This is a genomic window from Micromonospora sp. NBC_00389 (genome assembly GCF_036059255.1).
GTDB lineage: Bacteria > Actinomycetota > Actinomycetes > Mycobacteriales > Micromonosporaceae > Micromonospora.
In genome coordinates, this window is the sequence record NZ_CP107947.1 from 1,267,437 (window position 1) to 1,281,701 (window position 14,265).

The 14,265-nt window shown below is 68.2% G+C and carries 13 protein-coding genes and 1 pseudogene; 4 read left to right on the forward strand and 10 right to left on the reverse strand.

Annotated elements, in window-relative coordinates; translation table 11 throughout:
• Positions 1–120: 120 nt before the first annotated feature.
• From OG470_RS05990 to lepB, 4 genes are all read right to left on the reverse strand, one after another.
• The gene (locus tag OG470_RS05990) at positions 121–984 is read right to left on the reverse strand and encodes a tyrosine-type recombinase/integrase (protein ID WP_328421566.1); all 864 of its coding nucleotides are present in this window, start codon (positions 982–984) and stop codon (positions 121–123) included.
• A 142-nt stretch (positions 985–1,126) separates the two neighbouring features.
• On the reverse strand, positions 1,127–1,696 hold the full coding sequence (locus tag OG470_RS05995; protein ID WP_328421568.1) for a YcxB family protein: 570 nt from the start codon (positions 1,694–1,696) through the stop codon (positions 1,127–1,129).
• 129 nt (positions 1,697–1,825) lie between these two features.
• A complete protein-coding gene (locus OG470_RS06000) occupies positions 1,826–2,083 on the reverse strand; it encodes a hypothetical protein (protein WP_328421570.1) in 258 nt (85 codons plus the stop codon).
• 233 nt (positions 2,084–2,316) lie between these two features.
• Positions 2,317–2,976, reverse strand: a complete 660-nt coding sequence (gene lepB, locus OG470_RS06005) for a signal peptidase I (protein WP_328421571.1) — start codon at positions 2,974–2,976, stop codon at positions 2,317–2,319.
• A 748-nt stretch (positions 2,977–3,724) separates the two neighbouring features.
• Here lepB and OG470_RS06010 point away from each other — a divergent pair.
• Positions 3,725–4,097: pseudogene (locus tag OG470_RS06010) on the forward strand (IS6 family transposase); the annotation flags it as partial.
• Positions 4,098–4,331: 234 nt separating this feature from the next.
• Here the strand turns inward: OG470_RS06010 and OG470_RS06015 are convergent.
• Positions 4,332–5,849, reverse strand: a complete 1,518-nt coding sequence (locus OG470_RS06015) for a serine/threonine-protein kinase (protein WP_328421573.1) — start codon at positions 5,847–5,849, stop codon at positions 4,332–4,334.
• Between the two features lie 424 nt (positions 5,850–6,273).
• Here OG470_RS06015 and OG470_RS06020 point away from each other — a divergent pair, with 424 nt between their 5' ends.
• Positions 6,274–6,873, forward strand: a complete 600-nt coding sequence (locus OG470_RS06020; RefSeq protein ID WP_328421575.1) for a hypothetical protein — start codon at positions 6,274–6,276, stop codon at positions 6,871–6,873.
• A 95-nt stretch (positions 6,874–6,968) separates the two neighbouring features.
• On the opposite strand, the gene OG470_RS06025 is transcribed toward OG470_RS06020, so the two are convergent.
• Both OG470_RS06025 and OG470_RS06030 read right to left on the reverse strand, forming a co-directional pair.
• The gene (locus OG470_RS06025) at positions 6,969–8,609 is read right to left on the reverse strand and encodes a RecQ family ATP-dependent DNA helicase (RefSeq protein WP_328421577.1); all 1,641 of its coding nucleotides are present in this window, start codon (positions 8,607–8,609) and stop codon (positions 6,969–6,971) included.
• Between the two features lie 350 nt (positions 8,610–8,959).
• Positions 8,960–10,177, reverse strand: a complete 1,218-nt coding sequence (locus tag OG470_RS06030; protein ID WP_328421579.1) for an IniB N-terminal domain-containing protein — start codon at positions 10,175–10,177, stop codon at positions 8,960–8,962.
• 398 nt (positions 10,178–10,575) lie between these two features.
• Here OG470_RS06030 and OG470_RS06035 point away from each other — a divergent pair, with 398 nt between their 5' ends.
• A complete protein-coding gene (locus OG470_RS06035; protein ID WP_328421581.1) occupies positions 10,576–11,799 on the forward strand; it encodes a hypothetical protein in 1,224 nt (407 codons plus the stop codon).
• A 120-nt stretch (positions 11,800–11,919) separates the two neighbouring features.
• On the opposite strand, the gene OG470_RS06040 is transcribed toward OG470_RS06035, so the two are convergent.
• Entirely contained in the window at positions 11,920–12,270 is a 351-nt protein-coding gene (locus OG470_RS06040; RefSeq protein WP_328421583.1) for a histone-like nucleoid-structuring protein Lsr2, read from the reverse strand.
• A gap of 530 nt (positions 12,271–12,800) precedes the next feature.
• Between OG470_RS06040 and OG470_RS06045 the strand changes: the two genes are divergently transcribed.
• The gene (locus OG470_RS06045) at positions 12,801–13,124 is read left to right on the forward strand and encodes a hypothetical protein (RefSeq protein ID WP_328421584.1); all 324 of its coding nucleotides are present in this window, start codon (positions 12,801–12,803) and stop codon (positions 13,122–13,124) included.
• Here OG470_RS06045 and OG470_RS06050 read toward each other — a convergent pair.
• Both OG470_RS06050 and OG470_RS06055 read right to left on the reverse strand, forming a co-directional pair.
• A complete protein-coding gene (locus OG470_RS06050; RefSeq protein ID WP_328421586.1) occupies positions 13,107–13,430 on the reverse strand; it encodes an STAS domain-containing protein in 324 nt (107 codons plus the stop codon). The genes OG470_RS06045 and OG470_RS06050 overlap by 18 nt on opposite strands.
• Complete coding sequence (locus OG470_RS06055) at positions 13,430–13,948, reverse strand: ATP-binding protein (RefSeq protein ID WP_328421588.1); 519 nt, start codon at positions 13,946–13,948, stop codon at positions 13,430–13,432. The genes OG470_RS06050 and OG470_RS06055 overlap by 1 nt, the downstream gene beginning before the upstream one ends.
• Positions 13,949–14,265 lie beyond the last annotated feature (317 nt).

Genomic DNA, 14,265 nt, shown 5'->3' on the forward strand with positions numbered 1-14,265 from the left:
GAGCGGCAACGACGCCGAGCGTGAGCGCGTAGGACGACACCTGTTGACACTTACTGGCTACCGCGATCAGGCTCCCCCGACGGGGGTCGTCCCTTTCTCCTGGAAACGCTCCACCGCTGGTCACAGGTCGTCTCCCGTGCTGTCAGACAGGCCCTCGCTGGGCGGTTTGACCCCTGGAGTCAGCAGATCGTCAGCAGGCAGCGCAAAGGCATCCAAGATCCGAGCGGCATAGTCGGCCGGAGTGTGCGTATAACGATTGAGCGTCGTGGACGCCTGCTCGTGTCCCATGACCCGCTGCACCAGGTTGATCGGTACGCCGTCAGTGACCAGCCAGGTGGCGTAGGCGTGCCGCAGATCGTGGAAGCGCATCCCGCCGACGGCCTTGGCCGCCACGCACGCGACCGCCTCCCGCTCGGTGGTGAACTCGGCCGACCACTCGACGCCGTCTCGGTCTGGCCACACGGCGCGGTACCGATGCGGGCCGGTGTTGAGAACCCGGCCTAGCAGTCCGGCCCGGACCAGCGAGGGCAGCCAGACCCGTCGGCGAAAGTTCGACCGGCGCAGCGGGCGGCCGATCCGGTCGCGGAAGACGAGGGTTCGCGGCTCCGGATCTCCGGTCTCGGTCCGCAGCTGGCGCAGCGCGGAGACCAGGAAACTCGGCAGAGGCACGGTTCGGACGCCAGCACGGCTCTTTGGATACGGGCGGAGGAGGATGCCGCCGTGGGTCTCCTCGGCAACCTGGACCACGCGCAGCAGCGCACGATCGAGGTCGACGGACGACCAGGCCAACCCGGTGCACTCACCCCGGCGCAGACCCGCGCCGCCAGCGGTGGAGACGACCGCCCGGTGGCGGGCCGGCACGGCCCGGAGCAGCTTGCCGAAGAAGTCCTCCCGGCTGATCGTGACCGCCTTCACATCTCGCGACCGGTCGCACGGGAGCTTCACTCCCTCTGCGGGGTTGGTAGCGATCAGCCGAGCCTGCATGCGGTTGAGCGCTACCCACCAGCGACCGTTGTCCCGCGGGAGCGCGGGTCCTGGGGCGGGCTGCTCGGGTGCTTCGCGGACCGGTTCGCTCGGGTGGAGCCGCGCAGGTGCGCGGGTGTTCCTGAACGGGCTGGGCTGGTAATCAAGCGCGACGGTGGCAGTGGGTCTCGAGCAACGACCGTAGCCCCGCGGGATCGCCGGTCACGAGGCCGCGCTTAGGCAGCACGAGTACCGCTGCACCAAGCCGCTCAGACGCGCGCAGAACGAACGACCGGTCCGTCTCGACATACCGCAGGTATTGGGACCACGCGGCCGTTTCGCTCCGGCTTGCGCTGATGAGACGTAACCCGGTGTCATCCACGGTGGCTCGGATGGACTCGGACAGCCAGGGATTCCCGCGCATGATCAGGCGTACCTGCCAGCGATAGAGCCAGCGGGCGGCGACCAGGAGCCGAAACAGCAGCAGGCCGAGCCCGATGCCGACGAGAGCCACCATGGCGAGGGCTGCGACGTCAGCCGCCGACATGGCCCGGGAGCCGTCAGAAGAGATGAGCCCAGGGAGGAGCCCGACGAGCGCGGCGACGATCAGTACCGGGACCAGCCAAGGACGCCGGACGTGGCGCCGGTGGGCGACGAAGCCGTCGAGCCAGTCGTCCTTGGTGAGGGTGTAGCTGAGTTCGACCGGGCCGACGGTGACCTGCTCGGATGACATGGGAGGGCAGTGTATTCCCGGCGTCCCGTCCGTCTGGCGGATGGGTATGCCTGGTCGGCCGACAACTGTGCCCTCGCGTTCGACGCTACTCAGTTAAGGAACCGTCGATGGTGCGCCCGATCGACCTGGCTAGTGGATCTGGCGACGGTCGGACTCCTGGCGAACCGCCGCCGTGAGATTCCGCCAGGTGCCGGCCGACGTCTTCATCATCCGGTCGACCATCGCCCGGGCAGATGCCTCGTCGGTGAAGTCGTACGACACCCCCTGCCCTCCATCACCGCCGAGGCGGCCACGGACCCGCCCGAGCCGACCGTCCGACAGCAGCCAGATGTCGCGCCGGGCCATGCAGCCCCAGCTCCCGTTCCACCAGCGACCACGTATCGCCACTACCAGGACCCTACTCGAACACGCGTACGAACCAGCTGGCTGCCGGCGTGGCATGCCGGCGATGTCGGGCTCCATTAGATGGGTGACGGATCGGTGTCAGATGTTGGGTGACAGTCCCCGGCCTCTCCGCGCTTCGGGGTCCACAGTGCGTGCTGACGTGCCGCGGATCGGCGAGACATGTGATCATCGACGCGGTGGGCATTGGCAATCCAGACACCGCCCCGGCTGTGTGCTCAGCGCTTGACGACGCCGATCACGTTTTCCACCGGCACTGGGCCGTTGTGCGAGGAGTCGTTGGCCGCCTCTCGGTAGTCGCCGAGGAGGTAAAGCTTGCCCGCGGGAACGGTGGTGGACTCGAACGCCGCTGGGGCCCCGAAGGCCGGTTCAGTGACGTAGGGCTCGTCCTGGGGGGTGCCGTTACGGATGATCCGGCCCTGAGCGTTGCAGCAGGCGATGGTGTCACCGGGCACCGCCACCACTCGTAAGATTCGTGGCGTTCCATCCGGATTCCAGCCGTGGCTGTCCGGTGGATCGAACACCACAATGTCGCCCGTGCGCGGTTGGTAGTCGCCCGACTCCACCACCTTGGCGGTGACAACCGAACCTTCCGTGATCGTTGGCTCCATGGTGGGGGAGTTGACCTCGTAGCGCTTGTTCCGGGCACCATCGCCGAGCGTCCCGCAGGCGGTCAGCGAAACGACGAGTCCGACCAGGACGACCATCTTCCGCACGCCTGGATCATGCCAGGCCGCTTCGCGCCAAGCGATGTCGGCGCTGGCCCTGCTGCAGTTGGAGCGGTCGGCTGCGCAGAGTGTGGCTCGCTGCGCGGCCACCACCGTCACGGTCAGTGCCGGTAGAGCAACCGCATCATGGAACAGATCAAGTGAAGCCAACGTGTAACCCCGTTGGTGTCCCAGGCCTCGTAGGCCGCCTGCATCAACGCGTACTGGATGTCGGTCTCCACTGGTCGCCCTTCCCTGGTTGGCGTCGAGGGTCGTGCAGCAGGCTCCTCGCAGTTCGCCCGTGCCCGGGACTTCGCTGCGAGGTAGGCGTGCAGGAGCCGGGCATGGGCCGAACAGCCGATCCGCTCTGTCGTCCAGCGTGCATGCTGTGGGCCGCGCGACCGACCGTCCTCGGCCCGAAAAGGTGACCGTCACGGATTGATGACTGATAGCAGAGCTCCTCGGGTTGTGCCTGGTCCGGACGGTCGTTGATCCTGTCGGGCTGCCCAGTTCCCGCCGGCGAGCGGGAACCGACACTCAACCAAGGGGTTCTATGCGCACGCTCAGAATTCTCGGCGCCGCGGTCGGCGCGTTCGTTCTCTCGTCCCTGGCTCTGGCCGGTTCCGCCCAGGCCGCGCGCGAGGGGTAGACGTATCGATGCCCCGCCAGGGCAGGGCGAGCGGTGGCGGCTCCGTCCCATCGGCGATCACGGCAACGGGTACGGCTGCCCATCCGGCCCCGACCACCGGTCCGGCCCCGACCAGGACGCCACCCCCGGCCACCGCACCGGCGCAAACGACCGGACCGGAACCGACAATCGAGACACCCTCGCCGGAGCCCTCCATGCTCAACCTCTGCCTGGGCCCCCTACGGCTACCGCTAGTGGACCCGCTCCTCTGTCCACCAGCCAGTCCCTGAGGTGCGCAGCTACTTCGCCTGCGTCACCTATCCCTCATGCAACAACCGCTGGCCCCCGAAGTCGGCGTTCGTCGGGTTCCGGTTCCCGGCAGAGGTGATCGTCGTCGCGCTGCTGTGGTACCAGCGGTACAACCTCTCCTACCGCGACGTTGAAGAGCTGCTGGTCGAGCGTGGTGTGCAGGTCGACCACGTCACGGTCTACCTGTGGGTGCAGCGGTTCACGCCGCTGCTGGCCGACGCCGCGCGGTTTTGCCGGCACTCACAAGGTGACAGGTGGCTCGTCGACGAAACCTACGTCAAGGTCCAAGGGGGTCTGGCGGTACGTATACCGGGCGATCGACCAACACGGGCAGGTCATCGACGTACTCGTCTCGGGGACCTCGTCGGGGGCCTTTCATGCCTCCAACGGCCTGGCCGCCCAATGCCCGGCATTCGGACCAGGCTGAAACGGAATCTGCCGCGGCGCCGCCATAAGGGGACCGGTGTCGCCGAGCCGGTCTCCGGCCGGGGTGGCGGCCCTGGTTGTGCTGGATCTGTGTCCGTAGATCTTCACCCCGCAAGCCGCCGTCAGGCTATCCGGGCATCACATGGACCTGGCCCGGTCACACCTACACCAGCCTGGCGTCGATCCGGTCCACGTGGCCGGTCAGCGTCTCGTGCCCGGGCTTGGTGAGCTTGCCGCCTTTGTACAGGTCGTCGAGCTTGTCCCGCAGCTTCTTACTCTCCTCCTGCGCCCGGCCGGTGTCCCCCTCGGCGATCTGGCGGGCGATCGCATCGACCTTGCTGTGCAGGTCCTTGGCAGCATCCGGGTTGAGTTGTCCCGTCTGCACCTGATGCTGGATCGCCAACCGCATCGCCACGATGGGATCGGTGGGGGTCGTGGTCGTGGTTGGACGGGGCGATGTGCTCGTCGGGGATGGCGCCACCTGATCGCTTGTCGACGCCCGCGTCCGCGGGGCTTTCGTCGTGGGCGCGGCTGTCGTAGGTACGACTACGACCGCCGGCTCAACAAGCGGCGCGGAGGGGGTCGGCGTCGCTACGGCCTGCGCGGCCGGCCGCGATCGATCGGAGTTCAGCCAGGCAATCGCTGCGACGGCGAGAAGAACGGCAGCGACGACTGCAGCCGCCATCCCGGCGGGGCCGCGACGACGGCGCTGTTTCGCTGGCGGAGCCGCGCGATCTGCCCGCGACACATCCGGGACACCGGCAGGTGGTCCGCCCGCAGCGACCACCGCCATGTTGGGCATGGTCACGGGACCGGCCGCGCCCGGCAATCCCGGGACGGTTACCGCCGACGCACCCAGGTCCGGCGTGCCCAACAAAGCCGCGAACCGCACCCGCACCTGTCTGGCGTCAGACGGACGGTCGGCCGGCTTCTTCGCCAGCAACTCGGCCGCCAGGGCATCGAGGTCGAGCGGGATGCCGTCGCGGCGGGCGCTCAGCGGCGTGGGCGGCTGATTGCGGTGCTGGTGGAGGACGCTTAGCGGATCGCCGGTAAAGGGCGGAGCCCCGGCGAGCAGGGCATAGACAGTGCAGCCCAATGCATACAGGTCCGCTCGGGCGTCGAGCGGGGCGGCGCTGGCCTGCTCCGGTGCCATGTAAGCGGTGGTCCCGAGGACAGTCGCCGCGCCGGTGAGGGTGTTCTGCCCAGCGTGCGGCAGACGGGCGATACCGAAGTCGCAGATCTTCACCACGCCGGTCGGCGTAAGGATCAGGTTCCCCGGCTTGATGTCACGGTGGATCACGCCCGCGGTGTGTGCGGCGCTGAGCCCGTCACAGGTCTGAACCGCGATCGTCAGCGCCTGGGCGAGCGGTAACGGGCCCTCAGCCAACAGCGCCGAGACGCTGCGGCCCTCCACCAGTTCCATGACGAGATAGGGATCCCCATCGTCGGTGCCGAAGTCGTACACGCCGACGACGTTGGGGTGCGCCAACCTCGCCGCCGAACGCGCCTCGCGGTCGAAGCGCTCCAGCGCCATAGGTTCGGTGAGGCCGGCCCCGGCCAGCACCTTGATCGCCACTGGTCGGTCCAGCCGCAGGTCCCGGCCATGCCACACGGCGGCCATGCCACCGCTGCCCAGCAACCGCTCGGGCTGGTACCGACCACCCAACACACGTCTCAGCACAGCGTAACCTTTCCGCTCCCGCCCGCCGCTCCACCGCTTCAAGAGCGCTCTGCAGTGCAACGAACCATCGGATTAAGAGGACGCCGGCCGCGCCTTGGTCAACCTTCGCCACCTCGGCAGCCGTCCCCTGCTGGCTTGGCTCGCCGTGCTGTTCTGGAGCCGGCTTTCGGGTCAACGGACCCTTGCCTGGCTGACCGTCTGCCGATGCCTGGCCCGAGACTACGAACGCCACCCCGAAGTCTCCGCAGCGACCCGCCGAATCACCCGCGACCGACCCGCACGCCGTCAAGCCCGCCGCACTCACCTGGACCTGATCAACACCCTCGCAGAGCCGGTGGGGAATTTCGTGAGCATTGCCACAACTCCTTCCCTTCCGACAGATCGGACTCGTTACGGTCAGCCCCTGGAGATCAGGAGGCGCACGATGTTGGTGAAGCGAGGCAGGACCCGTCGTTCGGCCAAGATGGCCGCGGCGATGGCAGCGGTATTGATCGCGGGCTCGGCCTGCGGCGGTGAGGGGCAGCAGGCGGATGCTGGGGTTGCCTGGGAAGCGCCAACGTCGAGCGCGCCGCAAATCAGCGCACCGGCTCGGCTCGCGGAGATCACCTCGGCTTGCAAGCTGCTGCCCGCCGCAGTAACCGTGAAGGTGCTCGGCGGGTCCGCCGATACGAAGCTGAGCGCCGAGGAACAGCCGGTCGACGAGACCGAGGCGAGGCGCAGGTACTCCTGTGCCTACGGCCGCGACGGCCAGGAAGCATTTTCCTTCATTGTGCAGGTCAGCCCGGATCGGGCCGACACTGCGCGAGAGTCGATCGACGCCATCGCCAACGCGAGCGGCGCGAAGACGACCAGGATCGAAGATCTGGGCACGGACGCCGTTACCTATGAGAGCGACGGCGCTCGGGTGCTGGCCGTCGCCGTGCCCTACGAGAAGGAGCTGCGACTGCTGTTGTTCACCGGCCCAACGATCGTGCCGCAAAGCAAGTTCACCGAACTCGCCCAGCACGTCATCCCCCAGATCTGAGTGCCAGGGCACCGTCGGACAGGACACACATCTCAGGCTGACGCCTGTCTTGCCGCACGAGCCGAGCCGGGGACCAGGGCTGCCCGGGTGGTGTTTCAGCGGTTATTCGCCTCGACCGCCAGCAGGCCCTGCGACTGCACGACGGAGACCGACAGGGTCTTGTAGCCGACATCGTCGAAGAGCACGGTCATGCGGTCGTTCTCGTACCCGAGGACCATGCCTGATCCCCATTTGGCGTGACGCACGGTGCTGTGGAGTGGGTACGGCCCATCATCCGGTAGCACGTCTGAGGTGCCGCCGTGGCAGTTGTCGCAGTGCCCGCAGGGTCGGCTCATCTGCTCTCCGAAGTAACCCAGTAGCGACTGCATGCGGCAACCCCGACTCTCGGCGAAGCGGCGCATCATGTCGGTGCGGGAACGCTGCCCAGCCTGATAGCGGCCGTACTCGGTCAGTGCCTCCCGAGCCGCCTGATCGGGCAGGGGCGCGTATCGAGCGACGCTCAGTTCGCCCGTAGGCTCCGTCGTCACCGCGCCGACCTGCTCAAGCAGAGCGATGTGGCTGGCGACCTTGCGCTGGCCAAGACCGGTGACCTTTGCCAGCGCGGTGCGCGTCACCGAGCCGCTGTGCAGGACCGCTGCGACAGCCCGCAGCTCTTCCAGCGCGGGTGCGCCACCGGTGAAGAATCGTTGCAGGGCGACGTCCTCGGCTCGAAAGAGCAGCAACGCCTGTGCTGGCTCACCGTCGCGCCCTGCACGCCCGATCTCCTGCAAGTAGCTGTCCGGTGAGTCGGGCAGCGCAACGTGCGCCACCCACCGGATGTTCCGCTTGTCGATGCCCATGCCGAACGCCGACGTGGCGACCATGATCGACACCCGGTCAGCAAGGAAATCGTCGTGGCGGCGGTGACGCACGCCGGCCGCCATGCCGCCGTGATAGGCCTGCGCGGAGAAACCCGCGTCGGACAGCCGCTCGGCGAGTTCCTCGGCGGCACGGCGAGTCGGCACATACACGATGCCGGGCGGGTCGCCCGCCTTAAGCATGGCGAGCAGCTTGCGCCAGCGCTGGTCCTCACTGGGGCAGTGCGTAGCCGCGACGAAGAGATTCGGACGGTCCAACCCGGATAGAACGAGCCGCGGCTTACGCATGCCGAGCCGCGCGGTGATGTCGTCGCGCACAGGCGGCGATGCCGTGGCGGTCAGCGCCACAACCGGGGGGCGGCCCAAGCCGCGGATCAGATGGCCGATAGCGAGATAATCAGGGCGGAAATCGTGCCCCCACGACGAGATGCAGTGCGCCTCGTCAACCGCCACCAACGCCGGATGTAGCGCGCGGACCTCGGCCAGCCGCTGCGGCGAACTGAGCTGTTCCGGCGTGATGAACAAGAACTTCGCGGCGCCCGAACGCAGCTCGGCCAGCGCTGCCGCCTGTTTGCTCGGGCTCTCCGCGGAGCTGATCCGGACCGCCCGCAACGCCGGATCACGCCGCTCGTTGAGGTTGCCGATCTGGTCCTGCTGCAACGCCAGCAGCGGTGAGATCACCACCGTGGGGCCGCGCAGCAGCGTGGCAGGGACCTGGTACACCGCAGATTTCCCGCCCCCAGTGGGCAGCACGACGAGCGCGTCTCGGCCCGCCAGCAGCGCACGCATCGCGCGCAACTGCGTAGCGCGCAGCTTCTGCCAGCCGAAGTGTCTACGGGCCGCGCGGCGTAGCCGCAGCGAGCGAAAGATCAGCATCATCGCCGGGCATGCTAACCAACGACAAAGATGGACCTGGATCACCCCAAGGCGTTCGCAGGCCTCGTCCTCGGCGACGCCGCCGGGCCAGAAATGCCCTCCCCGGCCAGTTCGCGTCCCGCGCCGAACGCCGACAGCGGCTCCTCGGCTGAGAGTTCCGCGAAACAAGAGGCCCGTTCCGGGCTAGGGCGCGGCCTCCTGCGTTCCGGGCTCAACCGGGTCCGGCGGCAGGTGACGCTGACGCAACTCAACGAGGCGGAACAAGATCGAGGCGGAGGCCAGGAACCGCGCGATGGAACGCGATCCCGGCCTCCGCATGAGGCAGGGGCCCCCAGCTCCAAGCAAGCCTCCGGTCAGGCCCCCAGGAGCCCACCATCCACGCTGGTGTACGCGTCGCCGTGTACACCAAGGTCCCCCGAGACGCTGCCAATGCCGTGCACCGTGCCACCCAGGTCACCCGCCGCCCCGCTGACCCCCAACCCACCAACAGCGCCGTCCAGCGTGCCGCCAACATCACCGGTCACACCGCCAGCCAGGCCGGTCACGCCGTGCACCGTGCCACCCAGGTCACCCGCCACCCCGCTGACCCCCAACCCACCAACAGCGCCGTCCAGCGTGCCGCCAACATCACCGGTCACACCGCCAGCCAGGCCGGTCACGCCGTGCACCGTGCCACCCAGGTCACCCGCCACCCCGCTGACCCCCAACCCACCAACAGCGCCGTCCAGCGTGCCGCCAACATCACCGGTCACACCGCCAGCCAGGCCGGTCACGCCGTGCACCGTGCCACCCAGGTCACCCGCCACCCCGCTGACCCCCAACCCACCAACAGCGCCGTCCAGCGTGCCGCCAACATCACCGGTCACACCGCCAGCCAGGCCGGTCACGCCGTGCACCGTGCCACCCAGGTCACCCGCCACCCCGCTGACCCCCAACCCACCAACAGCGCCGTCCAGCGTGCCGCCAACATCACCGGTCACACCGCCAGCCAGGCCGGTGACGCCGAGCCCATCGACCGTGCTGTCGAGGGTGCCGCCGAGGTCGCCGGTTACGCCGCCAGCCAGGGCGGTAACGCCAGACACGGTGCCGCCCAGGCCGCCGGTCACGCCGCTGCCGCCGAGTCCACCGACGGTGTTGTCCAGGGTGCCGGTCACGCCGTTGAGCCCGAGCCCGTCGACGGTGGCGCCTGCGGTGACACCGAGGCTGTCGCCGGCGAGCAGGGACGTGACGCCCTGTACTGGAAGGTAGTCGGCGACCAGCGGAACGGTGTCCTGCACGTCGGCCGGGGTCGCATCGTGGAGGCCCGCGTTGTCCAGCGCGGCCTGCGGGTCTGCCTCGTACGCCGCTCGGGCGTCGAGGTTCGTAAGCAGTCCGAATGCGAAGTCCTGCAGGCTCTGCGGCGACACCATGTCAGTGGTTACACCCATGTCGGGGGTTGGCCCCGCGCTGGCGGTGGAATCCACGCTGGTGGTCGCGCTCGTGTCGGCTGCTACCTCGCTGTTGCCGGTCCAGTCGGCGGCGGAGGTCGAGTTCACGTCGGCGGTCGATGTGGTGCTAGTGCTTGCACTCATGTTGCCGCTCTCCTCGATGGGTGTTGTTAGGACGTGGCAGACAAGATCGTCCGGGCCCGCGATCGACAGTAGGTCGAAAGGGCGGTATCGGGCATCGGGGGTGCACCCCCGCCTTATCCGGCCGCGTTAGGGCACGGGTGCCGTTTGGCGTTAGGGGGTTTACGGGGCCGGGCGTCAAAACCCCCAAGCGTTGGCGCCTGGCTGGCTCGTCGGAGTCGCGCCGCGTGGTCGCGCTTGATCACTGCGCGCGTCTTCCGGATCTTGTTGCGCTGGTCGGGGCCAACAAGCTGCGGGCGGCCTATCGGCTGTTCGCAGGATGCTCTGGGTGGACTTTTGGCCGATGGCGGGTAAGGTCAGCTAGCTGTCCGCACCTGTGCTCCCCGAGGAGGCCGGCGACCGTGGCCGAGAGATCGACTTCTCGTTCCGCCGATGGGGCTGCCCGACATCACGACGATCCGGCGAGTGTCATAGACAGCTGGATCTCTCGACAGTCATGGTTGGAAGCAGGCGATTCCGACTCGTCCTACGAGCGGCAGGAAGCTGCCGTGCCATGGCGTGACGGCGTGTCGGACCAAGATGGGGAGGCGTACGAACCTGCGGAGGCCTACCAGGAGCACGAAGGGCAACACGCGAGGCACCGGACGCAGCCGCAGTACGAGGACGAAGCTGAGCAGTACGACGGGGCCTACGCTCAGCACGAGCACGAATACCCTTCGTTCGACTCACCGGTCGATCCCGAACCCGCGTACTACCAGCCCGACCAGACCTATATGTACGACGCGCACGACCAGGCCTACCGGGAGGAACGCCGGGCCCAGGACCGGTACGGACCGGGCGATGCCAGTTCGGTCCATGAGGACGCGTACGGCGCGCAGCAGGAGAGGTACGCCCAATCCGAGGCGGGCTACGCCCACGAGGAGTACCCCCACGACGATTACGCCAGCCGCAACCAGTACCGCCACGAGGAGCCGGGCGCGCGGAACCCCGAGGCGCCCGAGTTGCGGCCACGGACGAAGCACAACCGGGACGTTGATGCCCGCCCACGGCCGGCCAGCCGGCGGCGGCGCTGGCTGATCCCGGTCGGCGTACTCGCGCTGGGGGCGCTTGTCTGCGCTCTGGCGTTCATGTGGGGGTCAGGCCGGCCGCCGGAAGACGGGCTGCCGCTGTCGGCGGCCACCACCCCGCCGTACCCATCTGAGCAGCCGGATCCCCTCCTGGAGATACCGTCAACGCCGCCCGATTCCGCGGCCCCGCGCAACGCCTCTACCACGCCCAGCGCCACACCGTCGGAAACCCGTTCCGCCACGCCCAGCGCCACACCGTCGGTCACGCCTTCCACCCCGAAGCCCACCGTGGCCACGCCGACACCGACCCAGAACGCAGGGCCGGTCCTGCTCGGCCCATCGAGCAGCCGCGGGGTGGCGAACATGGTCCAGCGGTACTGCGATCGGCACACCGGGGGCTCAGCGGACTCCCGCAACGACGGCCGTTGGCAATGTACGAGGCTTCTCTCCGCGTCGATCGTCGACATGGACGTCGCCTGCCGCGACACGTATGAGTCGGGCGCCTACGCCCGGACATCCAACCCCGACGATCCGTATGCCTGGCGGTGCTACCGCTGATCACCCGCGCTCCGAGACTGATACCCGATCTTGTCCGGCAGCGGTCATGACTGGACGGATCAGCGGACCTGACGGAAGGCAGGCACGGGACCTGTGGGACCGGCGAGCCTCGCCCGCTTGTCAGCGATTGCGGTATGCCTCCAGAACCGACGTCGGGATGCGTCCCCGTTCGGAGACCTCGTAGCCGTTCTGGGCGGCCCATTCACGGATCGCGGCGGTCCGCGCCCGGTCGGTCGCCCTGGAAGTCGCGGGGCTCGCCGACCATTGCGCGGATCGGCGGGCGTCGACACCGCCTCGACCGATCCGCCGGCCAGCGGAGATATAGTTGTCGAGGGCCTTGCGAAGGGTACCGATGTTCTCGTCCGACAGGTCGATGGCGTATGAAACGCCGTCCAGGCTGAACTCGACCGTACGGTCCGCGTTCCCCCCATCGATGTCGTCTGTCAACACCGTGATCACTTTGCGAGCCATGACAATTACTCCTCGCGACGACATGTGGTGGGTGCGGCTCAATTCAAGCAACAAGAAACAGTATGTGCCCCTGCCGGCGGGGTCGGAGGTGGGGTGTTCAAATGGAACCGAATCCGGTGGATTGAAGCCGGGAGGCAACCCAGCCCCGCCCCTTTGGAGGCCATCTCCCGGCCGGGCACTTCAACCCCGGTTTGCCGGCCGCGCTGAGTGACCGCCCAACTCTCTCTCCTTCAGGAACAACGGAGGGACCGGTCCCACGCGTTCACTTGTCGAACGCGAGCGGTTGTACCAGGCAGTTCTGCGAGATGGGGCTCCCTTCTGGTTCAAGGAAGGCTTCCGCGTTGGGTGCTCAAGCGGGGCCCGGCCCGTTGGCGCCGAGGCAACTCAACGAGGGCGACAACGCCAATGCGGAGGCCAGGAACGGCACGATAGAACGCGATCCCGGCCTCCGCATGAAGCAGAGGTGCAGCTCGAGCGGGCCTTCGGTCAGGCCCCAGGAGCCCGCCTTCCACGCTGGCGCACGCGTCGCCGTGAACACCGACGTCGCCAGCGGCATTGCCAATGCCGTGCACGGCGCCGCCCGAATCGCCGGTCACGCCAGCGACGCCGAGACCGCCGGCGGTGCCGTCCAGCGTGCCGCCAACCTCACCGCTCACGCCGCCAGTCGGGCCGGTGACACCGCGCACCGTTCCGCCCAGGTCGCCAACGTCACGGGCCACGCCGCCAGCCAGGCCGGCGACACCATCTACCCTGCCACCCAGGTCGCCGGTGACGCCGAGCCCACCAACAGCGAGCGGGTCCCGTGGGTGCCCGCGGAGTATGGGTGGGGCCCCTGGTCAGCTACTGCCGAGTGAGAGGACGTCCAGAACGCCGGTGATACCCAGGCCCCGTCGGGCGTTGCTACTGGGAGTGGTGACGACAAGCTGTCTGCCTGCCGCCTTCGCCTTGTTCCTGGCCGCGACGAGTGCACCGATAACGGTCGAGTCGATGAACTGGACTGCCTCCATGTCGACATCCACACGGTGCGTGCCATGGATCGTCTCGTCGAGGAGATCCAGGAGCTGCGCGGCCCCGTTGACGTCGATTTCTCCGAACAGCAGGATCGCGCTGCGGCCCGGCTCAACGCGAACCTTATGCTGCCAGCTTGGCTGGGGGTTCATTACTCGGGTGCCTCCCCAGGGCGGATGGGACCGTCGCTATGCGTTGCTCCCGATGCGGACCAGATCTCGGTGCCGCTCAGTGGTTCCAGGCATACGGTGATCGTAGCCGTCAGCCCGTCGGGTCGGCGGGTAAGGATGAGCCCGTCGGTCAGCTGGCGAGCCAGCCACAGTCCACGACCGCCCGCGGCATCGACCGCCGGGAGCCGCACCGGAAGGTTGTCAGCCGGTGCACCCTGATCGCTGATCTCGCAAAGCAGGACGTCTTCCTCACGGCGCAGATCGAGGTGTCCGCGGCCGCCGCCGTGGCGTACCGCATTCGTAACCAGTTCGTGCACGGCGAGCACAAAGTCGAAGCCTGGATCGCCGACCAGCCCCGCGGCAGCGACCTTTCCCTCGACCGCATGACGCAGCGCGGTGACGGTCGTCGCGGTGAAGTGCTGTGACATCAGCACAGTGATTGGGCGACGGGGCTCCCGGGCCGGACGGACCGACTCGGGTGTCCCCCCGTCGTCGCTCATGCTGGCAGGCTACCGACCCTGGACACATCCGCGACCCTTGCTCGCCGACAAGTATCCGCAGCTCGCGCCACACCCTGGCTTCTCAACTAGCCTGCGGTGGGCTCGGGCCGACGACGCACCTGCCCTACGGCACCGACCTCGAATACCGCAGGCGACCTCGCCCCTCACGTTGCGGCTATTGGCGTCTGGGCCCACTTCCACCCTGCCGGGGCTCCGCTGTCGTTATGCCAGCCCCGGAACGGGCGTGGGCGTAGGCGGCCCAGGTGTTGACGTGCGACCGTGAGCGCCGACTGCCGAAGCGCCACAGGCACGTGTGC